Source organism: Renibacterium salmoninarum ATCC 33209 (assembly GCF_000018885.1).
Classification (GTDB): domain Bacteria; phylum Actinomycetota; class Actinomycetes; order Actinomycetales; family Micrococcaceae; genus Renibacterium; species Renibacterium salmoninarum.
This window is the reverse complement of sequence record NC_010168.1, coordinates 2,167,558-2,192,627: the sequence shown is the minus strand read 5'-3', so window position 1 is coordinate 2,192,627 and position 25,070 is coordinate 2,167,558. Positions and strand designations below refer to the sequence as shown.

At 55.8% G+C, this 25,070-nt stretch carries 25 protein-coding genes and 1 pseudogene; 11 read left to right on the top strand and 15 right to left on the bottom strand.

Features of this window, described 5'->3' with window-relative positions:
* Window positions 1-23: 23 nt before the first annotated feature.
* A complete protein-coding gene (locus tag RSAL33209_RS10890; protein WP_012245849.1) occupies window positions 24-281 on the top strand; it encodes a DUF3806 domain-containing protein in 258 nt (85 codons plus the stop codon).
* The gene (locus RSAL33209_RS10885; RefSeq protein WP_041684705.1) at window positions 271-462 is read left to right on the top strand and encodes a DUF3806 domain-containing protein; all 192 of its coding nucleotides are present in this window, start codon (window positions 271-273) and stop codon (window positions 460-462) included. The genes RSAL33209_RS10890 and RSAL33209_RS10885 overlap by 11 nt, the downstream gene beginning before the upstream one ends.
* A gap of 8 nt (window positions 463-470) precedes the next feature.
* On the opposite strand, the gene RSAL33209_RS10880 is transcribed toward RSAL33209_RS10885, so the two are convergent.
* From RSAL33209_RS10880 to RSAL33209_RS10870, 4 genes are read right to left on the bottom strand one after another with little or no spacing between them, the layout of a single operon-like run.
* Entirely contained in the window at window positions 471-1,712 is a 1,242-nt protein-coding gene (locus RSAL33209_RS10880; RefSeq protein WP_012245847.1) for an RNA polymerase sigma factor, read from the bottom strand.
* A complete protein-coding gene (locus RSAL33209_RS17160) occupies window positions 1,712-1,906 on the bottom strand; it encodes a YciI family protein (protein ID WP_267895945.1) in 195 nt (64 codons plus the stop codon). The genes RSAL33209_RS10880 and RSAL33209_RS17160 overlap by 1 nt, the downstream gene beginning before the upstream one ends.
* Before the next feature lie 33 nt (window positions 1,907-1,939).
* Window positions 1,940-2,119 carry a YciI family protein gene (locus RSAL33209_RS10875; protein WP_012245845.1) on the bottom strand — a complete coding sequence of 60 codons (180 nt, stop codon included), beginning with the start codon at window positions 2,117-2,119 and terminating at the stop codon, window positions 1,940-1,942.
* A gap of 21 nt (window positions 2,120-2,140) precedes the next feature.
* Window positions 2,141-2,500, bottom strand: a complete 360-nt coding sequence (locus RSAL33209_RS10870; RefSeq protein ID WP_012245844.1) for a YciI family protein — start codon at window positions 2,498-2,500, stop codon at window positions 2,141-2,143.
* 185 nt (window positions 2,501-2,685) lie between these two features.
* On the opposite strand from RSAL33209_RS10870, the gene RSAL33209_RS18795 reads away from it, so the two are divergent.
* From RSAL33209_RS18795 to RSAL33209_RS10850, 5 genes are read left to right on the top strand one after another with little or no spacing between them, the layout of a single operon-like run.
* Complete coding sequence (locus RSAL33209_RS18795) at window positions 2,686-3,132, top strand: transporter substrate-binding domain-containing protein (protein ID WP_233494180.1); 447 nt, start codon at window positions 2,686-2,688, stop codon at window positions 3,130-3,132.
* Window positions 3,098-4,240 (top strand): ABC transporter substrate-binding protein/permease, encoded by a 1,143-nt coding sequence (locus RSAL33209_RS10865; RefSeq protein WP_233494179.1) that lies wholly within the window; start codon window positions 3,098-3,100, stop codon window positions 4,238-4,240. The genes RSAL33209_RS18795 and RSAL33209_RS10865 overlap by 35 nt, the downstream gene beginning before the upstream one ends.
* On the top strand, window positions 4,237-4,986 hold the full coding sequence (locus tag RSAL33209_RS10860) for an amino acid ABC transporter ATP-binding protein (protein WP_012245841.1): 750 nt from the start codon (window positions 4,237-4,239) through the stop codon (window positions 4,984-4,986). Before RSAL33209_RS10865 ends, RSAL33209_RS10860 begins: the two co-directional genes overlap by 4 nt.
* Complete coding sequence (locus tag RSAL33209_RS10855) at window positions 4,987-5,529, top strand: GNAT family N-acetyltransferase (protein ID WP_012245840.1); 543 nt, start codon at window positions 4,987-4,989, stop codon at window positions 5,527-5,529.
* Window positions 5,530-5,538: 9 nt separating this feature from the next.
* On the top strand, window positions 5,539-5,754 hold the full coding sequence (locus RSAL33209_RS10850; RefSeq protein ID WP_012245839.1) for a transcriptional regulator: 216 nt from the start codon (window positions 5,539-5,541) through the stop codon (window positions 5,752-5,754).
* Window positions 5,755-5,976: 222 nt separating this feature from the next.
* On the opposite strand, the pseudogene RSAL33209_RS17155 reads toward RSAL33209_RS10850, so the two are convergent.
* A pseudogene (locus RSAL33209_RS17155) lies at window positions 5,977-7,242 on the bottom strand (IS3 family transposase).
* A 204-nt stretch (window positions 7,243-7,446) separates the two neighbouring features.
* Complete coding sequence (gene glnA, locus RSAL33209_RS10835) at window positions 7,447-8,871, bottom strand: type I glutamate--ammonia ligase (protein WP_012245836.1); 1,425 nt, start codon at window positions 8,869-8,871, stop codon at window positions 7,447-7,449.
* A 151-nt stretch (window positions 8,872-9,022) separates the two neighbouring features.
* Here glnA and RSAL33209_RS10830 point away from each other — a divergent pair, with 151 nt between their 5' ends.
* Together RSAL33209_RS10830 and RSAL33209_RS10825 are read left to right on the top strand one after the other, a co-directional pair.
* Window positions 9,023-9,487, top strand: coding sequence for an RDD family protein (locus RSAL33209_RS10830; protein WP_012245835.1), 465 nt, complete (start codon window positions 9,023-9,025; stop codon window positions 9,485-9,487).
* Between the two features lie 130 nt (window positions 9,488-9,617).
* On the top strand, window positions 9,618-10,715 hold the full coding sequence (locus RSAL33209_RS10825; protein WP_012245834.1) for an NAD(P)-dependent malic enzyme: 1,098 nt from the start codon (window positions 9,618-9,620) through the stop codon (window positions 10,713-10,715).
* 66 nt (window positions 10,716-10,781) lie between these two features.
* On the opposite strand, the gene RSAL33209_RS10820 is transcribed toward RSAL33209_RS10825, so the two are convergent.
* The 3 genes from RSAL33209_RS10820 to lipB all read right to left on the bottom strand — a co-directional run bounded on the left by RSAL33209_RS10820 (window position 10,782) and on the right by lipB (window position 13,456).
* The gene (locus RSAL33209_RS10820; RefSeq protein WP_012245833.1) at window positions 10,782-11,552 is read right to left on the bottom strand and encodes a DUF4191 domain-containing protein; all 771 of its coding nucleotides are present in this window, start codon (window positions 11,550-11,552) and stop codon (window positions 10,782-10,784) included.
* Between the two features lie 174 nt (window positions 11,553-11,726).
* The gene (lipA, locus tag RSAL33209_RS10815; RefSeq protein WP_041685626.1) at window positions 11,727-12,719 is read right to left on the bottom strand and encodes a lipoyl synthase; all 993 of its coding nucleotides are present in this window, start codon (window positions 12,717-12,719) and stop codon (window positions 11,727-11,729) included.
* Between the two features lie 35 nt (window positions 12,720-12,754).
* A complete protein-coding gene (lipB, locus tag RSAL33209_RS10810; protein WP_012245831.1) occupies window positions 12,755-13,456 on the bottom strand; it encodes a lipoyl(octanoyl) transferase LipB in 702 nt (233 codons plus the stop codon).
* Between the two features lie 93 nt (window positions 13,457-13,549).
* Here lipB and RSAL33209_RS16350 point away from each other — a divergent pair, with 93 nt between their 5' ends.
* A complete protein-coding gene (locus tag RSAL33209_RS16350; RefSeq protein ID WP_049758968.1) occupies window positions 13,550-15,046 on the top strand; it encodes a protein kinase domain-containing protein in 1,497 nt (498 codons plus the stop codon).
* 89 nt (window positions 15,047-15,135) lie between these two features.
* Here RSAL33209_RS16350 and RSAL33209_RS10800 read toward each other — a convergent pair whose 3' ends face one another.
* Window positions 15,136-16,041, bottom strand: coding sequence for a TIGR01777 family oxidoreductase (locus RSAL33209_RS10800; protein ID WP_041684703.1), 906 nt, complete (start codon window positions 16,039-16,041; stop codon window positions 15,136-15,138).
* Between the two features lie 84 nt (window positions 16,042-16,125).
* Between RSAL33209_RS10800 and RSAL33209_RS10795 the strand changes: the two genes are divergently transcribed.
* Window positions 16,126-19,656, top strand: coding sequence for a S41 family peptidase (locus RSAL33209_RS10795; RefSeq protein ID WP_012245828.1), 3,531 nt, complete (start codon window positions 16,126-16,128; stop codon window positions 19,654-19,656).
* Between the two features lie 19 nt (window positions 19,657-19,675).
* Here RSAL33209_RS10795 and RSAL33209_RS10790 read toward each other — a convergent pair whose 3' ends face one another.
* The 5 genes from RSAL33209_RS10790 to sucB form a co-directional block, all read right to left on the bottom strand.
* A complete protein-coding gene (locus RSAL33209_RS10790; RefSeq protein WP_012245827.1) occupies window positions 19,676-20,131 on the bottom strand; it encodes a carboxymuconolactone decarboxylase family protein in 456 nt (151 codons plus the stop codon).
* Window positions 20,132-20,200: 69 nt separating this feature from the next.
* Window positions 20,201-20,629: an OsmC family protein gene (locus RSAL33209_RS10785; protein ID WP_012245826.1), complete on the bottom strand. Its 429-nt coding sequence runs from the start codon at window positions 20,627-20,629 to the stop codon at window positions 20,201-20,203.
* Window positions 20,630-20,817: 188 nt separating this feature from the next.
* A complete protein-coding gene (locus RSAL33209_RS10780) occupies window positions 20,818-21,168 on the bottom strand; it encodes a hypothetical protein (protein ID WP_012245825.1) in 351 nt (116 codons plus the stop codon).
* A 194-nt stretch (window positions 21,169-21,362) separates the two neighbouring features.
* Window positions 21,363-22,799 carry a M14 family zinc carboxypeptidase gene (locus RSAL33209_RS10775; protein WP_012245824.1) on the bottom strand — a complete coding sequence of 479 codons (1,437 nt, stop codon included), beginning with the start codon at window positions 22,797-22,799 and terminating at the stop codon, window positions 21,363-21,365.
* Window positions 22,800-23,336: 537 nt separating this feature from the next.
* Window positions 23,337-25,037 (bottom strand): 2-oxoglutarate dehydrogenase, E2 component, dihydrolipoamide succinyltransferase, encoded by a 1,701-nt coding sequence (gene sucB / locus RSAL33209_RS10770; RefSeq protein WP_041684701.1) that lies wholly within the window; start codon window positions 25,035-25,037, stop codon window positions 23,337-23,339.
* Window positions 25,038-25,070: the final 33 nt, after the last annotated feature.

Sequence of the window (25,070 nt, the reverse complement as noted above, 5' to 3'; positions counted from 1 at the left end):
CTAGCCAAGGTTACGATTTTCATATGCAAAACGTCACCGCATTAGATGATGAACGGATCGATTTCCTCGATCAGTTACGTGCTTGGGTCCGAGGGCATCTTCCGATTGAAGATCAGCCAGCTTTTGAAGATCTTGGCATGAAATTGCGCATCTTGAGTACCATCTTGACTGAGGGATGGGTCGGCGACGGCGACGATGCCGCACTGCAAGCGATGGGTGCGGTATTTGGCGATGCTTTAGTGCAAGATCCTGAAGTTCCGTTTGAACTGGGTGCAGGTTGACGACGAACAGGGGATTGACCCAGCGTTACGGGTGCCAGGCAGCACCATCTTGGTCTTCCCACTAACCACTTTGGCTAAGCAACTCGCGGAAAATCCGCAATTCGATCTGTACGAGTATTACGTGACGGTGCAGGAACGAATCAAAGAACTACGAATCGAATTGGCTGCAGATGCTGGCTGATCGTTCGATCACGACGGCGGATCGGTCAGCAAATAGGCGATTCGAGCCTCAAGAAATTTTGTGTTTGCGGTATTCCTGCTCAGCGAAAGCGCCTTACGGTAATCATTGAGCGCGCAGCGAACCTTCGAAGTGTCCTGACTCGATTGTCGCCGGTAGAGATCGGACCGAATGGCGTAATACATCATGTGCGAAGCTAACGGTTTGGCCAGCGGGTCGATTTCTTGAAGGGCTGCCGCTGGCCCTTCAATTTCAGCCAAAACAACTGCACGATTGAGCAAGACTATCGGCGAAGGCGCGATGCTGTTGAGCAGGTCGAAGTAGTGCAGGATGAGCTGCCAGTTAGGGAGGCTTGAGCTGCTTTCCCAAGCAATGAGCGCCTGGAGTAGATAAGGCTCGGGAGCGGTCGAAAGCATCTCAGATAAGAGCTTCTGAGCTTCTACGAGGTCTTGTTGCCGCCAACGGTCGCGGTCCTGGTCAGACAGCAGAATCGGCATTCCGCCGGCGTCAGTCCTGGCGTCTCGGCGGGAGTTTTGAATGAGCATCAAGGCCAGCAAGAATCGCGGCCGGGCGTCTGAACTTCGCAACACGATAAGCAGTCTGGTCAGGCGAATTGACTCGTCAAGCAGCGCATTATCAGTGACTCCGCTGCCGGTAGCGGGAGCATAGCCAGCGGTAAACAGCGTGTAGAGCACATGGAGGACTGCCGTCATTCGGCTGGCAATTTCCGTGCCGTCTGGTAGATGAAATGCTTGTTTGGTCAACGCAGCACGTTTCTTGGCCCTTGTCAGCCTGGCAGCCATGGTTGCCTCGGAGGTAAGCAGTAACCTGGCGACGTCAGGAACGGCTAGGCCACTGACGCAACGTAGCGTCAACGCCAGTTGGTCGGTTGAGCTGAGGCCCGGATGTGCGCAGATGAACATGAGTTGCAACCTGTCGTCCATCGTTTGCTCGGCACTGGAAATAGTGGAAGGGGTAAGCTCCGGTAGCTTCGCGGCAAGAGTGCTGGCCCGCCGACGGACGTCAATGGCCTGACGGCGTGCCACAATCAGCAACCAAGCTGGCGGATTATCTGGCACGCCGCTCAATGTCCATTGCCGGACGGCCGTTTCAAAAGCATCAGCTAGGCACTCTTCGGCAAGATCGAGGTCACGCCATTGAACCGCCAATAGGCCCAAAAGCCTGGCACAGTGCAATCGGTGCGCCGAAGTAATGGCCGCGGCGACTCCTGGATCTCCGAAGCGCTCAGACACTAGCGTAAGTTCGTTGCGCGCAGAGCCTCGGGCCGATCCAGATCGGTCATGACCGGCCTGATCTCTACTGCATCTCCGGCAAACATCGGTATATTGCTGGCTAACTCGGTAGCTTCTTCAAGCGATTCTGCGTTCACGAGATAAAAACCACCGACCATTTCTGCGCCGGTCGAATAAGGTCCGTCGGTTCTCAGGACTTCAGTCGCGGATTTGCGCAGGGTGACGCCTTACTCCTTCAGCTCCGCGGAGGGGACCTCGCCTTGCCGTTGTTGGAGAAGCTCATTGAAACGGAAATACTGCTGCATGATCGGGGCAAGTACCGCCGGGTCAGCATTTTGCCAGACGTCGTTATTGCCGCGAATCAAAATCAAAAACTGTTTTTGCGGGACTGATTCGTGCTGGGACATCGGAATGACCTTTCGGTAGCTCTAGCTGCTGGGACGGAGGATCGGGCGGATTTCCATCGCGACGCCGTCGAAATCGAGAATCTGGCGCGCCATCTCGGCAGCCTCTTCTAGCGAGGCTGCTTTGACAATGTAGAAGCCCCCAACGATTTCTGCTCCGGTGCTGGTGATGTCGGTTTTTGACTGACGCAGGGTCAGCCCGTCTGCCAGGGCGGCGGTGCGCACAAAATGGTTCTGGCTGATGAGCTGACCGATAAAATTGCCATGATTGCTACCCAGTTCTTCAAGATCCTGCGGAGTACGTTCATCCCAAGTGCGAACGTTTCCATGAATGAGAATCAAGAACTCATCCAGCTCAGTGGAAAGGTTACTGCTTTCAGTCATCTCAATTTTCCTGTCTTCAGTGGCCCACTAACTTTTAGTTTGCGCTGTACCTGTATGTCGAACAAGAGTTTGGGAAATCGACAACTCGCGCAGATTATTTTTTGGCTCGGCGCATTTGGCTCATTTTTCGCCCAGCTTGAACCGAGCATTACGTTATATGACGCACTTTTCGTTACTCTCTATTGGTGCAATCACTCTTTCGTAAGCCTCCAGGATCCAGACTGTTCCGCACCAAAAACCCGGTAATCGCTTTGATCGCGACTGTGCTGACCGCCGTCGTGGTGCTTTTTGGCACCGGATTTTTTGGCATGGTCGGCGCCAATGCCACCAATGCCACCAATGCTGCGGTGGTGCAACCTCAGACGGTTCAGCACGCTTCGGTTCAAGGCAAAACCTTCACGATTGGCGCCGATACCACCTTTGCGCCGTTCGAATTTCGCGACAGCGGTGGTGGGCTAGTCGGCATCGATATGGATTTGGTGCGCGCAATTGCTAAGGACCAAGGGTTCAACGTTGAAATCAAGTCCCTTGGGTTTAGTGCGGCGCTCCAAGCCCTGATCTCTGAGCTCTGGCCAGGTAGACGGCGTCATTGCCGGTATGTCGATTACCGACAAGCGCAAACAGGTTTATGACTTCTCCGAGCCATACTTCGATTCCGGCGTGCAGATGGCCGTGGCAAAGAACGACGAAACGACCAAGGGTTATGAGGACCTGCGTGGCAAGGTCTTTACTGCTAAAACCGGTAGCGAGGGTGAAACCTACGCAGAGTCGATCGCGGATAAGTACGGGTTTACGGTCAAGTCTCTGGACCAATCGGCCACAATGTACGAGCTGGTCAAATCGGGAAATGCCGTCGCGGTAATCGATGACTATCCAGTGCTCGCTTACGGTATTGCGCAAAACAACGGTTTGAAGACGGTAACCGAGAAGGTCCCGAGTGCCTCGTACGGCTTCGCCGTGAACAAAGGGCAGAACTCGGACTTATTGGCAGCATTCAACGATGGCTTGGCCAAGCTGAAAGCTAATGGCGACTACCAGAAATTGCTAGATACCTATCTCAAAGAACCTGCGGCTTCATCAAGCGCTACAAGTTCATTCTGGGACTTGGTTGTGCAAAGCATGCCTGCCTTGCTCAGCGGTTTGGGTAACACGCTATTGGTCACGGTCATCTCGTTCGCTTTCGCGATGCTGTTGGGTTTGTTCTTCGGCTTTTTGAAAGTCTCGCAAAATATTGTGTTGCGCGGCGTCGCGACGACGTTCGTGAATATTTTCCGCGGCACGCCTTTGTTGGTGCAGGCTTTCTTCTTCTATTTCGGCATTCCGCAGCTGACTGGACAACCGATCAACATCTGGGTTGCCGGCGTACTGACTTTGGCCTTGAACTCTGGCGCTTACGTGACTGAAATCGTCCGGGGTGGCCTCCAGTCCGTTGATCCTGGACAACTTGAGGCCAGTCGTAGCCTTGGCCTGGGGTACCTCACCTCGATGCGTAAGGTAGTGGTGCCGCAAGCCTTCAAGATCATGACGCCGTCCTTGATCAATCAACTGGTCATCCTGCTCAAAGACTCGTCTTTGCTAATGGCTATCGGCTTTGCCGAGCTGCTCTACCAAGGCCAACAAATTTACTCTAATAGCTTCCGGATTTCCGAGACTTTGCTCATCGTTGCGGTGATGTACTTCATCGTCATCATGGCACGGACCAAGCTCTCCAATATCGTGGACAAGAGGTTCAACAAATGAGCGAAGCGACCGGATTGCCATCGGCAAAAATTCAGGTTGAAGGCCTGTTGAAGACCTTCGGTACCAATCAGGTGCTGAAAGGCATTGATGCGCAGATTGCCGAGGGCGAGGTTGTCTGCGTCATTGGGCCTTCTGGCTCCGGAAAATCGACCTTTCTGCGCTGCTTGAACAAACTTGAGGACATCACCGGCGGCAAAGTGGTGGTGGATGGTTTTGATCTGACCGATGCCAAAGTTGATTTGAACAAGGTTCGTCAGCACATCGGTATGGTCTTCCAACATTTCAACCTGTTCCCGCATATGAAAGTGTTGGAAAACATCATGTTGGCCCCGGTGGAGCTCAAGAAGTTTTCTAAGTCGCAGGCTCGTGCCAAGGCAATGGAGTTGCTGAACCGAGTTGGACTGTCGGAAAAAGCAGATGCTCGCCCCGCCTCATTATCTGGTGGCCAAAAGCAGCGGGTAGCAATTGCCTGGGCTTTGGCTATGGCGCCCGGCATTATGCTTTTTGACGAAGCCACTAGCGCCTTGGACCCTGAGATGGTGGGCGAAGTCCTGCAGGTGATCAAAGACTTGGCTGCCGAAGGTATGACCATGGTGGTGACGCACGAGATGGGATTTGCTCGTGAAGTATCCGATCGGGTGATCTTCATGGCCGACGGCGTGATTTGTGAAGAGGGTGCACCGGAGCAGATTTTTGATGCACCACAGCAGCCCAGGCTCCAGGACTTTTTGGCAAAGGTACTCTGAGTGTTTAGGCTGATTCTTTTGAAAGATCTAGATGAAGCTGAACGGGCCGTGGCAATTGAAGCGGTGGCCGCTTTGGAAATTCTGCCTGAGCAGGGTGCCTTCGTTGGTGTGCCTAGTGAATTGGTGGCGCGGGGATTAGCGGAGCCTGCTCGGAAAATCTTCGCCATAGTTGACCGTGTGGATGGTGAAGGATCCCGCGTGGTGGGCACCGGAACCCTGCACCGAGGTGCGGCAGAGCAGGCCTTGAACTGGTCAGGAGACTGGGTGCTTTTGCGTGCTTTTCTGATTGGAGCTCAGTTCCAGGGACACGGCTACGGAAGCCGGGCTGCGGCAGAATCGGTGCTACTTGCACAACAACTCTTTGCGGATGCGGAGGGAGTTGTGTTGGGTGTAAACGAAGCGAATGTGGCCGGTCAGCGCGCGTATCGAAAGGCCGGTTACGACGTCGTTGGTGGCTACCTCGACCAACTAACTGGCCCGCAATTTGTGATGGCTAAACGCTTTCCGTCAACTTTGGTTGACGCCACTCCATCTGTCAACTAAAGTTGACGCATGGAGGTAGAACGGATGAAAACTGTAGTAGGGGATATGGACGGGAATAGTCCATCAGATGCCTTATTCGCCTTGTCCGAATTGCAGCGTGAAGTTGGTCGGACTGAGGCCGCTCTGGTGCGAAGGGCTCGACAATCCGGCATGTCGTGGGAAATGATCGCGGTGTGTCTGGGCGTCAGTAAACAAGCGGTACATAAGAAATTCGGCAAGAGCTAAGACCGTGGTGCTTAGCGAATTAAATACTCATTGCGAATCTCGATGAGTCGCTGTAAATAGGACTTCAAAAAAGCTTCTCTGCCAGCCAGCCCAACGGTCCAAGCGGTGCGGAAACCCATAGCGTATCGGTCATCAGGCAGCCTTCGTCGGTGGGTTCAAAACGATGCTCGTGCCGGAAGGATTTGAACGGATTGAATCGCTCCGGTGTGTCCGGAGGGTTTCTCAGACGATGAGCCTGTCGGCGGCTGCCGTGCTCTGGTAGTGATTGTAGTAGTGGTTTTCTAGCTCTACTGGTGGGATGTCTCCGCAGTACTGGTAGAGCCTTCGGTGGTTGTACCAATCGGCCCATTCAGCGGTGCCGATTTCGACTTCTTCTAGAGTCCGCCAGGGCTTGCCGGGTTTGATCAGCTCGGTCTTATAAAGCCCGTTGATGGTTTCCGCCAAGACGTTGTCGTAACTATCACCCACAGAACCGATCGAGGGGCGGATACCGGCCTGGGCCAGGCGTTCGGTGAAGGCCAAGGAGGCGTATTGAGCCCCGGCATCGTGATGATGAATCACCCCGGAAATCTCAGCCCCGGCCCGTTCACGACTCCAGATTGCCTGATTAACTGCGTTGAGCACTAGCACGGTGTTCATAGAAGCACTCGCTGACCAGCCCAGGATCCTCCGAGAGTAGGCATCGATCACGAAGGCAACATAGACCCACCCGGACCAGGTCGAAACATAGGTGAAATCAGCTACCCATAGCCGATCCGGTGCCGTTGGTGTGAAATCACGGCGGACCAAGTCCTTCGCTCGGGCTGCCTTCGAGTCTTTGATCGTGGTGCGTTTGACCTTGCCACGGACCGCACCCTGTATGCCAAGTAACCCCATGAGCCGTTCTACCGTGCACCTGGCCACCGGCACACCTTCACGGTTCATCGCCAACCAGACTTTCCTGGTGCCGTAAACCCCGTAATTAGCGGCATACACCTTCTGGATCACGGGCTTGAGCACCTCATCACGTTGTTCTCGGTGAGATCGTGTTTTATCCACCCATTCGTAGTACGTGGACGGGGTGGTCTTCACCCCGTCCCAGTAAGCACCTGGCAGATCGACTCGACACCCCACCGCAATCCATTATTCTCGCGGTGACCGGCATGGTCCTTGATGTATTTCACGATCAGTGTTGTGGCGGTCGAGTTCGACCGCGAAAAAAGCTGAAGCACTCCGAAGGATCGCGTTCGCCCGTTTCAGCTCAGCGTTCTCACGCCGTAACCGTTTCAGCTCGGCCGATTCCGTGCTCGTTGTTCCAGTTCTAGTACCAACATCGATCTCGGCTTGCCGGACCCATTTACGCACCGTTTCCGGCACACCCACACCCAAAAGCTGGGCAACTTTTTGCATCGCCGCCCACTCCGAAGATGCACCCTCCATCTCCGCAACCATGCGCACCGCACGATCCTTCAACTCCTGCGGATACCGTGTCGTAGTTTTCCCTGCCATGTCCTGATCCTCTCAAACAAGAAAGTCTCCGGACACACCGGGGCGATTCAGATGCCCATCCAAGCTTCTCTGAGTGAGACGAAGCGCTCATCGGCCAAGGCCTGGCTTGAAGCTTTGAAGCAAGGGGCTGAGAGTAACCGCTAATGACGACGGCGGCCCGGTTACCTAAAAGGTGACCGGGCCGCCGTCGTCATTGCTTGTGGATTACACGCCGTAATAGAGCTCGAATTCGAACGGGTTCGGGCGGAGTGCTAGCGGCTTGATTTCGTATTCACGCTTGTATTCGATCCAAGTGTCAACCAGATCCTGGGTGAACACGCCACCGGCCTGCAGGAACTCGGTATCAGCTTCCAGAGCCGCTAATGCCTCTTCGAGGGATCCGGGAGCCTTAGGAATGTCTTTAGCTTCTTCTGGCGGCAACTCGTAAAGGTCTTTATCGATCGGCGCGGGTGGTTCGATCCGATTGCGGATGCCATCCAGGCCAGCCATCAACTGTGCAGCGAAAGCCAAGTACGGGTTCGACGACGGATCCGGTGCGCGGAATTCGATCCGCTTGGCCTTCGGGTTGGAACCAGTAATCGGGATCCGGATGCCGGCCGAACGATTGCCCTGCGAGTAAACCATGTTGACCGGGGCTTCGAAGCCCTTGACCAAACGGCGGTAAGAGTTCACCGTAGGGTTAGTGAAGGCGAGCACCGCGGAAGAGTGCTTGAGTAGGCCGCCGATGTACCAACGGGCTAGGTCGGACAAGCCAGCATAACCCTTTTCGTCGTAGAACAGCGGTTGCCCGCCGGTCCAGAGCGACTGGTGGCAGTGCATGCCGGAGCCGTTATCGCCGAAGATTGGCTTTGGCATGAACGTGACCGTCTTGCCCCACTCCGAGGCCGTGTTCTTGATGATGTACTTGAACTTCTGCAGATCATCGGCAGCATGCACCAGCGTAGAAAACTTGTAGTTGATCTCGGCTTGGCCGGCCGCGCCAACTTCGTGGTGCGAGCGCTCAACTTCAAGTCCGGCTTCGCCAAGTGCGATGCACATTGCGTCACGCAAATCAGCCTGGTGATCCACCGGCGCTACCGGGAAATACCCACCCTTGAACGGAATCTTGTTACCCAAGTTGCCGCCGTCTTCCTTGCGGCCGGTGTTCCACGGTGCCTCGATCGAATCGACTTTGTAGAACGAGCCTTGCGGTGACGATTCATATTGCACGTTATCGAAGACGTAAAACTCAGCCTCCGGTGCAAAGAACGCGGTGTCTGCAATACCAGTTGATGCTAGGTAAGCTTCTGCGCGCTCGGCAACACCACGAGGATCGCGGTGGTACGGTTCGCCGGTGCGCGGATTGACGATGGAGAAGTTCAAGGCGAGAGTTTTTTCGATCCGGTAAGGATCAACAAAAGCCGTGGTCACATCGGGGATGAGCTGCATATCCGATTCGGCGATGCCTTGGAAGCCTCGGATGGACGAGCCATCGAAAAGTTGACCATTGACAAAGAAATCCGCATCCACGCTCTGCGCTGGCACGTTAAAGTGTTGCTGTACGCCAGGTAGATCAGTGAAGCGGATATCGACGAATTTGACCTCTTCGTCTTTGATAAACGCGAGGACTTCGTCCGCGGACTTGAACATCTATGCTCCTTCGGTGCGACTGGCACGGCTGGCAGTCGATTTTTTTGCAAGTGTTATACAGCATAGTCAGAGGGCATTTCTCGACGGTATCGACATTGTTTCCAGTAGGTTACGGGTCTTGGCGTGCGGCGATGACGGCTAAACTTGAAGAGTGGTAGATCGCAAAGACCTTGGCTCCTGGCTCTCCGGCCCTGATACATCCCATATTTCGAAGTACCCGGGGGAGCGTTTGGGCTTGCCGGAATCCGGCCCAGGATCGATTGCCCGAGCCGGTCGGCGAATTTTAGCCATCTGCATTGACTGGGCTTTGTGTCTTTTGATCAGTAACTTCATCTTTCAAGGAAACTCGCTGGCCACTATTGGAATTTTCTTCATTGAGCAGGCACTGCTGGTTGGCACACTCGGTTTCAGCGTCGGCCATCGGATCGTCAATATCCAGGTAGTTCGGCAAGGTCCGAACACTGTCAAAGGAGCCAATGGTTTCTTGCCCGCAGGCCCAGTAGCCGGCGTCGTGCGTGCTCTTTTGCTTTGCTTGGTCATCCCAGCAATCATCTTTGACCCTGATCAACGGGGGCTTCATGATCGCGCAATGAACACGGTACTACTGCGACGTTGAGGGTAATCTCACATCAGGGCGCACACGGCGCACAAAAAGTTCAAGGGAGAACTTGTGATGGAGAACCCCGTAAATGCCCAGCCTAGCGCAGGCGTAGAGCTGAGCCGGGACGAAAATATTTGAAGCCCACTTGGGCGGCAAGCTGAGCGTAGAAACGCGCGCACCCTTGTTGAGTAAAAAAGACTTGTCAATCGCCTATACCCCGGGCGTGGCGGAGGTAAGTAGCGCGATCGCTACCGAGCCGGAGCTAGTTGACGTGTATACCTGGACCAAGCGCTTAGTCGTTGTGGTTAGCGACGGTACCGCTGTGCTCGGACTGGGCAATATTGGCCCGCGAGCATCGCTTCCGGTGATGGAAGGTAAAGCTGCCCTGTTCAAGACTTTCGGCGGTTTGAATTCCATTCCGTTGGTATTGGATACCACTGATGTGGACGAGATTATCGAAACGTTGGTGCGTTTGCGGCCAAGCTTCGGCGCCGTCAATCTTGAGGACATCTCGGCACCCAGGTGCTTCGAACTGAAAACTCACCTCATTGAGGCTCTTGACTGCCCAGTCATGCATGACGATCAGCACGGGACAGCCGTGGTGGTTTTGGCGGCCCTCATCAATGCCGCCAATGTTGTGGAACGGGACATTCCCGGACTTAAAGTGGTTATCTCTGGAGTCGGTGCTGCTGGTGTGGCGGTGGCAAAGATCTTGCTGGCCGCTGGTGTCCGAGATTTGGTTTTGGTCGATTCGCGCGGAATCATCCACTCCGTGCGGGAGGATCTCACCGCTATCAAGGCTGAGCTTGCCGGAGTCACTAACCCACGTGAGGTCTCCGGTGCGCTGGCTGAGGCGCTCGACGGCGCAGATGTGTTCATTGGTGTCTCCTCAGCCCAGGTGCCGGAAGAACACATCGCGAGAATGAGCTCGGACGCCATGGTGTTTGCACTGTCTAACCCAACGCCAGAAATTCATCCCGAACTGGCGGCAAAACACTGTCGCGTGGTGGCAACTGGCCGCAGCGACTTTCCGAATAAAATCAATAATGTGCTGGCATTCCCCGGGATTTTCAAAGGGGCGCTCGACGCCGGTGCGCAAAGAATTACCGAAGCCATGAAGCTTGCTGCCGCTGAGGCTATTGCTGGGCTTGTCACTGAACCGACTGCAGAAATGATCGTGCCCAGCCCTCTGCAGCCTGGCGTTGCCGAGGCGGTAGCTTTGGCGGTGGCAGCAGCCTCGTAGCTCTTCAACGTTAACCGCAAAGCGCCCCTGGCTAGATTAGCCAGGGGCGCTTTCTACGTGGTGTGATTAGCGACCGCGCGCAGCTTTGCGGTCTGGTCGAGCCTTGTAAGGGTCGATGCCCTTGGGGATCGGTAACCGGGTACCCAGAGAAGAGATACGTTTGCTGACCGCGCTGACTTCAGCTTTAGTCAGCTCGTTTTTGAGCTTGCGAACCCTGGGAGCAACTTTGTTCAGCGGCACTTGGCCATCTTCGCGGCCGGACTCGATCACATGCACGCTGACGTTCGGCAGAATCCGGTTGAGTTTCTTTTGCTCTGCTTGCACCAAGGTGCGAACGCGGTGCGTTGGACCTTCGGTGACCAGGACGACGCCGGGGCGACCAATGGCGCGGAACACTGCATCTTGGCTGCGTGGGTTCACCGTAACCGGCTGTTCTTCGACAATCCAGCCGCGTCGGAGGGTGTCCAGTGCTGCTCCTGAAGCCCCAGGCTGGCCTTCGATTTGCGCGAATGCCGCCCTTTCCGCGCGTCGGGAGAGCACCAGCATTGCGCCAAGAATACCCAAGGGAATGCCCAAGATCAGGCCACTGATCCAGTTGCCGCCGAACACGAAGAACCCAACCGCCAAAGCGATCGCGACTACGCCCAAGAACACCAAGATCATCAGCCAGACCACGGTGGGGTCACTACGGCGGGTGATCTTGAAGATGTCCACCATTTGCTTCAACCTGCCGGGATTTTTTTCCGGCTTAGGTGAATTATCTTTGGGTTTACGCGAAAACAGGCTACGTCTGGTTTTGGGTTCGGAGGCAGCGTCGGGTGCGGAATTCTTGGCCATAGTAGATCTATTCTAGCCGCTCAGCGGGCGGCTTCGGTCGCCGTCGGCAGGGCTCTCGCCAACAGCGAAACAGCGTCAATCGCTACTCGCGATAGCCAGACGGCTTCGGGATAGCAAGAACACAGTACATCTGGCTATCCCGAAGCCGTCTGGCTATCGCGAAAGAGTGTGTGACTAGGCTTGCGCGGCCACCAAGCTGGCAGCCTCTTGGCGGGTGTGACCGGAATCTTCAATGCCTTCGGCAATATGCGCCAGTTCCGCAGGAATTTCGCGGCCCTTTTTGCGCATTGCCGTTGCCCACAAGCGACCAGCACGGTAAGACGAGCGAACCAACGGGCCGCTCATGACACCCAAGAAGCCCAGTTCTTCAGCTTCGTCGCGCAGATCAAGGAACTCCTGCGGCTTGACCCAGCGATCAACCGGTAGGTGCCGTTCGCTCGGACGGAGGTACTGAGTAATCGTGATGAGATCGCACTTTGCTTCATGCAGGTCGCGGAGCGCCTCGGAAATCTCTTCGCGGGTCTCACCCATACCCAAGATCAAGTTGGACTTGGTTACCATGCCCAAATCGTGGCCCTGGGTGATCACATCCATGGAACGCTCGTAACGGAATGCGGGACGAATTCGCTTGAAAATCCTAGGCACGGTTTCAACATTGTGCGCAAAGACCTCAGGCTTAGCATCGCAAATTGCCTGAATGTTTTCCGGCTTTCCGGAGAAGTCCGGAATCAGAATTTCGACGCCGGTGCCCGGGTTTAGCTCGTGAATCTTGCGAATGGTCTCGGCATAGAGCCAAACGCCTTCGTCTTCCAAATCATCGCGGGCGACGCCGGTGACAGTGGCATAGCGCAGGTTCATTTTGACTACGCTGCGCGCGACTTTGGTTGGCTCAAACCGATCCATCGGGGTGGGCTTGCCGGAGTCAATCTGGCAAAAATCGCAGCGGCGGGTACATTGGGCGCCGCCGATGAGGAAGGTGGCTTCGCGATCTTCCCAGCATTCAAAAATGTTGGGACAGCCTGCCTCTTCGCAAACCGTGTGCAAGCCCTCTTTTTTGACCAGGTTTTTCATGCCGATGTATTCCGGGCCCATGTTGACTTTGGCCTTGATCCATTCGGGCTTACGCTCCATCGGAGTCTGTGCATTGCGGGCCTCGACCCGGAGCATCTTACGTCCTTCGGGTGCTGGGGCGGTCTGACTGCTCACTGGGTTGCTCCTTCTGTGGCGCGGGCTGGCACAACGGCTTCGTGGGCCGGTGCTCCGATCAGTGTTGCTTCGCGTGCTGAGAATTCTTTGATGATGTGGGGAAGCACCTGGGCGGGTGAAATATTCCGACCGGTCTCAAGCTCCATCGTGGTAGCTCCGGCGTCCGTAATACCGCAGGCGATGATTTGGCCATACGGGGCTAAATCATTGTCGCAATTAAGTGAGAAACCATGCATCGTGACGCCATTGTGGACGCGAATGCCGATCGCGGCGATTTTTCGGGTGGGGCCTTTGGCATCGGCGAGTAGCCAAATCCCGGCGCGTCCATCGACGCGTTCACCTTTGATACCAAATTGAGCCAGTACCGCAATCAGAATGTCTTCCAGAGTCGCAACGTATTCACGAATCGCGTGCGGGTCGGCCAAGGCAATAATCGGATAGCCAACGAGCTGGCCAGGTCCGTGCCAAGTGAGCTTCCCACCACGGTCTACCGGAATCACCGGGGTACCGTCGAAAGGCCGCTCATGGTCTTCGGTACGTTTGCCAGCGGTATACACCGCAGCATGTTCCAGCAGTAGCACAGTGCTGGGAGCCTGTCCTTCGACAACGGCGTCGTGTAGCTTTTGTTGCATTTCCCAGGCCTGCATGTAGTCAACAAAGTTCGGAGCTAACCTGACTTCGGAGAACTCAAGCATCATGCGTAACAGCGTAGCCCTGTTGGCCCTGCGGCCTAAATTGATGACCTTTGGATAACTTCTGCGAAGATTTTACAATTCGGGTATCACTTGAGTATGGAAAAGGGATTTCCGCTCACAGCACCCGTCGTGCGCGAATTTACGACAGGTCGTCTCATTGGTGTTGGCTCAGCCGCACAAGTCTGGTTGCTTCACGGCGATGACGGGCTAGAGCGGGCACTCAAATGTTTTCCACCCGCAATGTCGGAACTTGGCAGCGACAGGGATCTGACTTCAGCGGATCAGCTGCGACGCGAGGTCAGAATCTTGACCAACTTCCGTCATAGTCACTTATTGCCAGTTCATTATGTGGTCAAACTCACAGACGAATGGGGTGGTGTGTCGGGATTGTTAATGGATTTCGCTGCGGGCGGTTCACTAGCTGCGGTTTTGACTTGCCGCGGTTCTTTGAGCCCGGGGGAGACGGTCACCGTGCTGACCCCGATGTTTCAGGTACTTGAATTTCTGCATGGACAAGGAGTGACGCACGGAGACATGTCCCTGGGAAACATTCTCTTTAGCGCGGTAGGTAAGCCACTAATGGCTGACTTGGGCTTAGCGCGGATCATCGGTGAATCAAGTGACGATCTTGTTATCGGCACGGAAGGCTTTATCGATCCACAGGGATTTCGGCGTACCCAACCATCGAGGCGCGCTAGCGGAGAGAATAGTCTGAGCGCCACCATAGCGGCCGATATTTACGCTTTGTGTGCTGTCGGGTGGTGGCGCCTATTCGGCCGTGCGCCCGAACCAACCGGCCAGATTTCGGATCAGATGCGGCAAATGGTGCCGGATGCTTTGTTGACTGCATTGATAAGCGGGCTCGACGCCGATTGGCCCAACCGGCCGGACGCACACGATTTGGCCCATGAGATCTACCGGAGCGCGGCGGCCGAGCCGGTGGATCTCATGCCTTCGGTGCACCCTAGTGTGCTGCCGCAAATGCTAACTAGACGACAAATACGGGTGCGGTCCACGTCAAAGCCGATGCCCAACGCCGATTTGCACACCGGACGCCGTCGAGCAAAGAAGCAGCGCGAACGGTTTTCTAAGCGGGCTGCACAGAAATTTTTCGGATTACATCCGGCCCGAGTCATTGCTGCCGTGATCGTAGTGTTCTGTGGCGCTACTGGCGCATTTTTACTGAATGACTTTCTACCGGGCAACGGATCGTTACCGGGCAACGGAAAGGAATCTGTTCAGGCCGGCGCAACCGCGTCAGCTGCTGCCATTCCTGCGGATCGACAACGGGAGTTGAACGACCCTGATCCAGGTCAAGCGATTCGTGGCATTAGCTGGTTGCGCGCAGAAGAATTTCGAACAGCAAATGCTGAGCTATTGAAGGAAGTCAATCTGATGGGATCTTCGGCGATGGCCATTGACCAGCAGAAACTCGAACAGTTGATTACCCAAAAGCATTTTCTGGACGGATTCTCAGTGGTGGTTCTTGATGTCCGTCCTGTTGCCATCGACACTCGGACTGAGCTGAAGGTTCGTGTGGAGCTGAGCCCGTTTGCCGAGCTCAATGCGCAGCGGGAGAAGGTCAAGGTGTAAGCCTCATCCCGAGTCCAAGATTTGCGATTTATCATGGTCAAAAATGCAGGAAAATGGCTAATTTCCGAGGTCGAAGCGGACAACTAAGCCTAGGAGTGCCGAATTTCTTCGGCCACCCAAGCTGCTGCGCTGGCAAGATCTGGGTACTTAAACTCAAAGCCCTGGGTCAAGAGCACGCCGGGTCGCATAGTAGTGCTGCCCAGAAGCACCTCTTCGGCTGCTCGTCCCAGACCAATTTTGAGCAAAAATGAAGGCACCGGAATGACTGTCGGGCGGTGCAACGCCCGCCCAAGCTCGCTGACAATTTCGCTTACCGTGGCATTCTGCGGGGCGCCCATATTGACCGGCCCGTGGACGGGGTTTTTTAGCAAGAACTGGATTGCTGCAATGTGGTCAGGAAGCGCAATCCATGGCCAGAATTGTTTTCCGCTGCCAAGCCGTCCACCGACACCCAATCGAAGCGGGATGAGCAGTTTCCCCAGTGCACCACCTTTGGGTCCCAAGACAATGCCTGTGCGTAGGAAGGAAGTTTGCGTTTCAGCCGGTGCCTGACTTGCTGCGTCTTCCCATTGGCCGCAAAGATCCGAAAGCACGGTGCCGTGGTCTTGCGCTGAGCTTTCGTCGAATTCGCCACCCTCGCCATAGAAATCTTTGCCAGATTGACTGACAAAAACCGGCGGCGGGGTATCGGCCTTTTGCATTGCCTCTACCAACGTCCTAGTAGACTCGAGTCTCGAAGAATACAGTTCCTCAATAAAAGCTCGTGTCCAGCGCCGTGGCGGCTGAATAACCAATGACCCAGAGAGATTTACTACCGCGTCTACGCCGTCGAATACCTTGGGATCCAGCTGCCCTGCCGCCGGGTCCCAAGCGATTTCTTCCGCCGTCTGCGGCGTTCTGCGCACCAACCGGCGAACTTCATCGCCACTGTTGCGCAAGGCCGTCGTGAGGGCCGTGCCGATCATTCCTGACGCTCCGGAGATTAATACCCGCATACTCCATTGGATCACCTCTTACGGTTGAAAAGTCAATCAGCCGGGACTCTCGGACTGTCAGTGCTATGTGACTAAGATCGATTCATGACCGATCAGTCTTCGCACTATCTCCGTTTTCCGCATCTGCATGGCGACCTGGTTACCTTCGTCGCCGAGGACGATGTTTGGCTCGCTCCTCTGAGCGGAGGGCGCGCCTGGCGCGTCTCTTCGTTGGGCTTGCCAGCCAAAAACCCTCGTTTTTCACCGGATGGCAGCAAGCTGTTGTGGACTGTCATCCAAGGCTCAGTGCCCGAGCTGGTGTGTGTGCCAGTAGCTGGCGGTGATTTGCAAAGATTGACCTGGTTTGGTCACGCTTCAACGAAGTTTCGCGGCTTCACGCCGGACGGTTCGGCGTTGGTCGCAAGCGCCTTTGAACAGCCTGAATCGAGTCTGACGCTGGGCTATGCCGTGTCGACGACAGACGGTTCGCGCAGCCAACTTCCCTACGGTCCCATAGATTCCATTGCCTACGGGCCGGTGGTTGGTGACGAAAAGCCGCTGGTTATTTCTTCGCCATATTCACGGGAGCCAGCGTGGTGGAAACGCTATGGTGGTGGCACCGCGGGCAAGCTGTGGGTCGATCGAGACGGTTCCGGCGAGTTCGTCAGGTTGCTTCCGGAGCTGCAGAGCAACTTGGTTGATCCAATGTGGATCGGGGACCGAATCGCGTTTCTTTCGGACCATGAGGGCTACGGCAATCTGTACTCGGTCAAGCCAAATGGCAAAAAACTGCGCAGGCACACCGACCATGAAGGTTTCTACGTTCGGCACGCCAGCACCGATGGCCAACGGGTAGTTTTTGAATCCGCGGGTCATTTGTTCTTAATGGATGGCTTGGATGTGGAACCGGTTCAACTGAACATTGAGCTTGGCTCCGCAGCTAACGGACGGCGCAAGAGCCCCTTGAATGCAGCCAAACACCTTGCCGAGCTGCGACCAGATCAGCGCGGCCGCGCAAGCCTTGTTGAAACACACGGCACGATCCACTTACTGACCCATCAAGACGGTCCTTCCCGGACGATTGAGGCAACACCCGGCGTTCGAGCCCGATTGGCTCGACCGCTAGGTGCCGATCAAGTGATCTACCTGGCCGATCATGGTGGCGCAGAATCAATTTATCTAGCTCCTTTGGACCCGGTCCTGGCCAGCAGCAAGCTCGATCGACCGGCCGCTGGGGCCAGCCAAAATAATCAGTTCAGCCAAAATGCGGCAAGTAATGGCACGCCGGATTCGGAACCAGATACCGATTTACCCAAACCGGTTTCAGCGAGTTCGGTTAACCATTCCGCGGAGAGTCTGGGAGTTTCGCCTGCTCGGTCGTCCGCTTCACCGTTGGTCGAAGGGGCTGCCCCTGGCGTTCCCGCTCGGTCGGCACCTTCGTTAGTTGAGCCTCGCAAGATTGACGTGCCAAATATGGCTCGGGCCGCCGCCTTGGAGACCAGCCCGGACGGAAAATACGCTGCTATTGGAACCGAGCACGGCCATGTCCTTTTGCTTGACGTGGCAGCGGGAACCTTGCGCCAGTTGGCTGCCAGCACGATCGGCGCTATTGATGAACTGGCGTTCAGCCCTGATTCGTTGTGGCTAGTTTGGTCTGAGCCCACGAGTGCGGGATCTGACCGGGCTCAGATTCGATTGGCATCGGTAGCTGGCGGTGACCCGATTGACGCTACAGATGGTCGCTTCCGAGATTTCTCGCCCTCCTTCACCCCGGACGGAAAGTTCATCGCTTTCCTCTCTCGGCGTAGCTTCGATCCGGTCTACGACACACACAATTTTGACTTGGCGTTTCCCCAAGCGATTAAGCCTTATCTCTTGGCTTTGGCTGCCAAAACACCGTCACCATTTGGGCCGGTTGTTTCGGGCGTCGAACTGGGCAAGCCCAGTAGTGACGAAGCAGACGGCGAGGAATCGAGTAGCAATGAAACTGGCGCAGGGGATTCTCCAGCAAAGACAACCATCGACGTCGCCGGTCTTCCGCAACGAATCATCGGGATTCCGGTGGCACAAGGCAATTACCGTGATGCTTTAGCCGTTGATGGCGGGTTGCTTTGGCTCAACGGCGAGCTGGCCGGAGTCAGCGGTGACGGTAAAGCAAATATTGCTGACCCGGAAGTTGCGCCGCGGCTGGAGCGTTTTGAATATCAGAGCCACGAAATTACGGTCCTTGTAGACGAGGCAGACTCTTTCCAGCTCAGCGGCGATGGGCAGAAGCTCGTGGTCCGGCACGAGTCAAAGGTCCGAGTAATGCCAAGCGATAAGAAATCTGATGAGAAGTCCCAAGACAACGTCAAAGTTGATCTGAGCCGGATTCGAGTAACACTTGACCCGGTCAAAGTCTGGGGCCAAGCGTTCGATGAAGCTTGGCGATTGCAGCGTGATTTTTACTGGACTGAAGACATGGCTGGAATTGATTGGTCAGGCGTGTACGACAGTTATCGGCCGATCGTTGACCGGTTGGGCTCAGCCGATGATTTGGTCGATTTACTCTGGGAGCTGCACGGCGAATTGGGTACGTCGCATGCGTACGTTAAGCCCCGCGTGTTAGTCGAACCGGGAACCAGGCCACAAGGTCGGTTAGGTGCGCAGATTAGCCAAACCGAAGCTGGTTGGACGGTGCAAAGCGTCTTGCCCGGCGAATCGTCTGACTCCAAAGCACGTTCGCCGTTTGAGGTTCCCGGAGCCGCAATTGAGCCAGGCGATGTCATTATGGCAATCGATGGCGTTGAGCTTACCGCAGCTGGCCCGGATCCATTATTGGCAGGCGCCGCCGGCAAGATCGTGGAACTAACCGTGCGCAATGGCGAGGGGCATGGTGAAAAAGCCGGCTTCCAACGTCGGGTCGCAATTGTGCCAATCGCCGATGAAGACAGGCTCCGTTACCAAGATTGGGTTAGTCGGAATCGGAAGTTTGTCCGAGACGCATCGCAGAATCAGTTCGGATATCTGCACGTGCCGGACATGCAGGCTTGGGGCTGGGCCCAGCTACACCGGGACTTGGATTCGGAATTTAGCAAGGATGCGGTAGTCATTGACGTGCGGCGTAATCGAGGCGGCCATACCTCGCAACTGGTTGCGGAGTTGATTGGCCGGAAAGTCAGCGCGTGGACCAGGTCGCGGGCCGTGCAGGACCAGACATACCCGGCATTTTCGCCGCGTGGCCCGGTGGTGATCCTCACCGATGAATTCGCTGGATCAGACGGGGACATCATCACTCAGGTCGCCAAGATCAGGGGCATTGGGCCGGTAATTGGCATGCGAACGTGGGGCGGAGTGGTGGGCATCGACGCGAAGTTCTCGCTTGCCGATGGCACCCTAGTCACCCAGTCGCGTTACGCGTTTTGGTTTAGCGGGGGAGTTGGCTGGTCCGTGGAAAACTACGGGGTCGATCCGGATATTGAGGTTCAGTTTCCGCCGCAGGCGCACGCAGCTGGCATTGATCCACAGCTTGAATACGGCTTGGGCGTATTGCGCGAAATGCTCAGCGAAATCCCCACTGATCGGGCACCAGCGCACAGCGGTTACCGAAACCTACGGCCCGGGGCTTTACCGCCCAGGCCGCAGGTCTCGGAGTAGTCGGAATCGGTGTGGGAGCTCAGCGCTGCTTCGGACTGAGCTGAGTTGCCACACCGATTCTGTTCCAAGCGTTAATGGCAATAATTGTTGCCATCACACCTGAAAGTTCGTCGTCGCCGAAGGCGTTGGCCGCGCGCTGATAAATCAGGTGCGGGACGCCAGACTGAGGTAGCAAGGTCATTGTTTCAGTGAGTTCCAAGGCGGCTTGTTCTTGCTCGGTAAAAAACGACGGCGCTTCGTGCCAAGCGCTCAGGACGTCTAATCGTTGCTGAGATTCGCCCTTCTCACGTGCATCCGTGAGATGGATATCTAGGCAGAATGCGCAATTGTTCAACTGCGAAGAACGAATTCGAATTAGTTCGACTAGCTTGGCATCGAGGCCTTCAGCGCCAGCCGCATCCATTGCGGAAAGCGATTTATAAAATTCTGGCCGGAGTTTCGGAATACGGATTCGGCGTGCTTGATCTTCACTCATACTGCCCAGCTTAAGACGGACAAGGCCGCTCGAATGTTTCCGAGCGGCCTTGTCCGTGAATCGTAAGGATCAGGACTCTAGCGTTGCTTCAAGGGTGATCGTGGTGCCAGTCAGCGCTGCTGATACCGGGCAGCCAGTTTTGGCGCCCTGGGCGATTCGCTGGAAATCTTCTTCGCTGAGTTCCGGAACCGAGGCTTTGAGCGTCAGATGGATGCCGGTGATGCCTTCGCCAGGCTGGAAGCTAACATCCGCCGTCGTCTGTACATTGTTGGGCACCTTACCTTCTTCGCCCAAGGCATGGCTGAAGGCCATCGAAAAGCATGCAGAATGTGCTGCTGCGATCAGTTCCTCGGGGCTGGTTTTGCCTTCGGCTTGTTCTGCGCGTGCCTTCCAGGTGACGTAATAAGTGCCCAGCCCGGAGCTGTCCAGAGTTACCTGACCGCTGCCGGTGGGCAGATCGCCTTGCCATACTGTGTGTGCTGTACGTACGGTCGCCATTATCGCTCTTTCCTCGGGATGAAAATTACTTGCTAGTCCATCCTAGGTAGCTCGTGGCATCGATTCCCAGAACCTTGCCAATCCGAGGCAAGTTGCTAGCCTGAACGCACAGTTGGCTCGCGCCAAGGAATTGGACGCGAGCCAACGGGGTGACTGCTACACCAGTGCATTTGTAGCCCTAGACAAAATTAGTGCCAGAGCGTTGCCACTGCGATATTGATCAGGGCCATTCCGCCAACGGCGTGTGCCAGCCCGGTGGAAACCGGCTCGTTCTTTTGTGCTTTACGGAAGCCAATGATCGCTGGCACCAAAACCACGATGGCGATCAACAGTTTGACGGTGATCTTGATGTAGTTCAACGGCGCGTGCGTGGCTCCCGCTAGGCAAACCAGTGCCAGTCCGGTGACAAGTTGCGCAATTGCGCCCCAGAGTTGGATGGGCAAGATGGTGGGCTTTTTAAAGTTGGCGAACCAGCCGCCCACGATTGCCGCGCCACCCAGAATGTGCAGAAATATCAATAAGTATTTGACGAAGTCCATAAAAATATTCTACGGGACGTAGAAGCATGTTACTGACACATTCTCGATAAATTTTGGATCTTTTTTATTCTTCCCCATCGCGGCAGGACAATGCGGCAGCAAAGATGGTGAGAACCTGCCGGAATCAGGGCAGTTCCTCACCATCTTGTTGCTGCAATATCTAGTTATTTAGCGATATTACTGATCGAAAGAAACTACTGGACAAAAGCTGCCTTCGCAGGGCCCCAGTTGCCGTCTGGGTCCTTAGTGCGAACGAAGATTGTCTGCTTGCCGTCCGGAACATTGCTAGCGGTTCCGTTAAACGATTCGGTAGTCGAGTTAGCATTTCCATCGGTGAGAGTCAGGGTAGTTCCTTGTCCAGCAGCCGCTGGGAGCTTACCTACTGAATACTCTGCAGCAACAACATTCTGTGCGTCAGGTTTGCTGCTTGAAGGGTTGGTGCCAAAGGCATTGTCGTTTGCCGTTGCCTTGATCGAAACTGACTTATCGCTGTTGCGAGTTCCGGTCAGGTTCGTGACCGTTGGGCCGGCCGGTGTCTTGTACGGAGCTGAAGCAGCGTTGGCAGCGTAGAAAATGCCGCCACGGTACTTGTTGTACAAGCCTTCGGTCCGGGAGAACGCGGGGAAGAATCCGCCCTGGCTGCTGGTGCCGATCTCCCAGGTGTAAGCCGGGACGCCGTTGTTTTGGTAAATGGTGTCAATATCGCCACCAGCAGCGTTGTAGATGACATCGCCGGCGGTGCCGGTTTCGAAATTATTGTAGAAACTCTGCCGGAAGCCGAGGTTCTTAATGGCATCGATGTTCGGCGGAATCACCGTGTTGTCGTAGGCATACGGATAGATCACCAGGTTGGAGTAGCTGTGCAAGTTGAGCACGGTTCCTTGCGTGGTGTCCGGAGCCGGGTTCGAGTCGGTTACTGGGTGCGAGCCAAATAATTGGGTGAAGAAGGCCGCTTGCTGTTTGGACTCTGGCTCCGAAAGCTGGCCTTTGCCGCGGTAAGACTGATCGGTCGGATCATTTGAGGTGCCCTGGCCGCCCCAGCCATACGACCAGTTGCGATTCAAGTCGATGCCGGGCTGGCTGCGCGTGTAGTCGCTAGTACCACCGTTGTAGCCGTCAGTGTCCATGTTTTTGCGCTGCCAAGCGGTGTTGTTGGCTGCCGGGTTACCGTCGCCACTTGAAGTGGTACTGGCCGTCTTCAGGCCCTTCTCTACGGTAGCGATGCCGTCCGGGTTAGTGCCGAAAACAACCCAAACTTCAGTCGAATCAAGCAGGGCGGTAGCTTCTGCATCGGTTCCGTAGCCGTTGAGAATGTCGGCGGTGAATCGAGAGACAAACTCGCTACCGATGATTTCACGCGCGTGGATTTGGCCGCTGAAAACAAAACGAGGCTTGTGATTGGTGTTGTTCTTCCAATCGCTGCTGTCTTTCGCGTTAGCTGTGATCCGCAGTGCAAAGAGGTCGTGTCCGGTTTGTCCCTTGGATTTCTGCCAAGAATCGCCATAATCGACATACTGAGCAAATTCCGGGTATGCGCTGGCAATATCGGTGGCAAGTTTTTGATAAGCCGCAATGGTTTTATAACCGCCGAAATAGGTTTCATAAGTATTGTTCTTTACCCGGTCTGGCAAGGGTGAAGATGCTGCTGCTCGCGAAGCGGGAGCCGCGGTGAAATCGCTACCGTAAGGGGTTTCCTTGACAACCTTGATGCCTTTGGCTGCTAGGTCTAACGCAACCTGGTGGCTGCCAAAAAATAGTGCCTGACGTGGCGGACGTAGCCTCGACGTCGTAAGGGGCTAGCAGGGGCTTGACCTTATCGGTGTACATGCCGGTGGCTTGGAATTCAATAACCTGGACGGCGTTGTCCGAGTGTTTTGCCGAGGGAGCCGCGGCGGCAGCGCCAATGGTGCCTCCGGAGACCGCGACAACAACTGCTGCTGCCAGTCATCCGTATCGGGTTTTCTTCATCATGAGAAGTTTCCTGAATGTCAGGGCGCTGGGTTGTGCGCCGTTTGAATGGAAATGTGCCCGTTCAAATTATTGAAAAACTTCCTGCATCTTTCGGGATTTATTGCTGTGAATTCACCGACAACGCTCAGATTTGGGCAGCAAAAAGCCGGGGTAACTAATTGAAATTAGTTACCCCGGCTTTGAGAAACTAGCCGCTTTTAGAGACCCAGGTCAGCCTCGAAAGCGCCTTCTTCCAAACGTGCTTTCAGCGTCTGCAAGAATCGTCCCGCATCGGCGCCGTCAACCAACCGGTGGTCATACGTCATCGAAAGGTACATCATCTGGCGGATCGCAATGGTGTCGTCGCCATTAGCATCGGTCACAACTACCGGACGCTTCACGATCGAGCCGACGCCGAGGATCGCGACCTGCGGCTGGTTGATAATCGGGGTATCAAAGAGCGCGCCAACCGAGCCGAAGTTGGTGATCGAGAACGTGCCACCGGATAGTTCATCCGGACCGATCTTGTTGTTGCGGGTCCGGGAGGCTACGTCAGCGATCTTGCTGGCCATACCGGCCAGGTTCAAGTTGCCAGCGTCAGCGATCACCGGAACAAGTAAACCACGGTCAGTGTCGACGGCGATCGCCAGGTGTTCCGCGTCGTGGAAGGTAATTTCTTGCTTTTCCTCATCGTAGGAGGCGTTGACCTTCGGGTGCTGCTTGAGCGCCTCGGCCACCGCCTTTGCGATGAAGGGCAAGAAGGTCAACTTCACGCCGCCGTTTTGTGCCTGGAACGTGGCTTTCGCCGCATTACGCAGCTTAGCGATCCGGGTCATATCAACTTCGTGCACTTGAGTGAGCTGTGCCGAGGTATCCAAGGACTCGCGCATCCGACGGGCAATGACCTGCCGAATTCGTGGTGCTTTTTCAACAGTTCCACGCAGCGGCGACGGCGCAGAAGGCGCAGCCGGAGCCGCAACGGTAGCGGCTGCTGGGGCTGCAGCAGCCGGAGCTTTTGCCGACTCTGCAGCGGCCAGCACGTCTTGCTTGCGGATTCGGCCGCCGACGCCGGTGCCACTGAGCGAGGAGATATCAATACCGTGCTGGTTCGCGAGCTTACGAACCAGGGGAGTGACGTAGTTCGATTCGGAAGCCGGAGCAGCTGCCGGTGCTGGCTCTGCAGGTGCGGCGGCCGCTGGGGCAGTAGCAACTGGAGCTGGCGCGGCAGGAACCGGTGCCGGAGCTGCAGCGACCGGTGTCCCCACTGGTGCGGCAACTGGCGCAGCCGGTGCGAGTGCGGCCGGAGCTGCCGCGGCGGAAGCCGAGCCCACTACGGCCAACACTGCGCCGACGTCGGCTGTTTCATCTTCAGCAACTCGGATTTCCAAAAGCGTACCGGCTACCGGTGAAGGTATCTCGGTGTCAACCTTGTCGGTGGAAACCTCAAGCAACGGCTCGTCAACCTCAATGCTGTCACCAACGGCTTTGCGCCAGCGAGTAACCGTACCTTCGGTGACGCTTTCACCCAGTGCGGGCAATGTCACTTCGTGTCCTTCGCTTGCTGCAACCGGTGCGGACGCAACCGGCTCGGCAGCTGCCGGCGCCGCTGCGGCTGGTGCAGCAGCTGCCTCTGCCGGCGCCTCTGCCACGGCCGGTTCAGCTGCGGGAGCCGCAGCGCCGTCGCCGGTGCCGATGCGGACCAGCGGTGCGCCGACGTCTGCAGTCTCGTCCTCAGCTACCAGGATCTCTTCAATCACGCCAGCAATTGGCGACGGGATTTCGGTGTCTACTTTGTCGGTAGAAACTTCCAACAGCGGCTCGTCGACTTCGACTCGGTCGCCGACTTGTTTGAGCCAGCGGGTAACCGTACCCTCGGTGACACTTTCACCGAGTGCCGGTAAATTCACGGATTCAGACATGTCGTCCCCGTCTCTCCTTCAGCGATGCGCTTT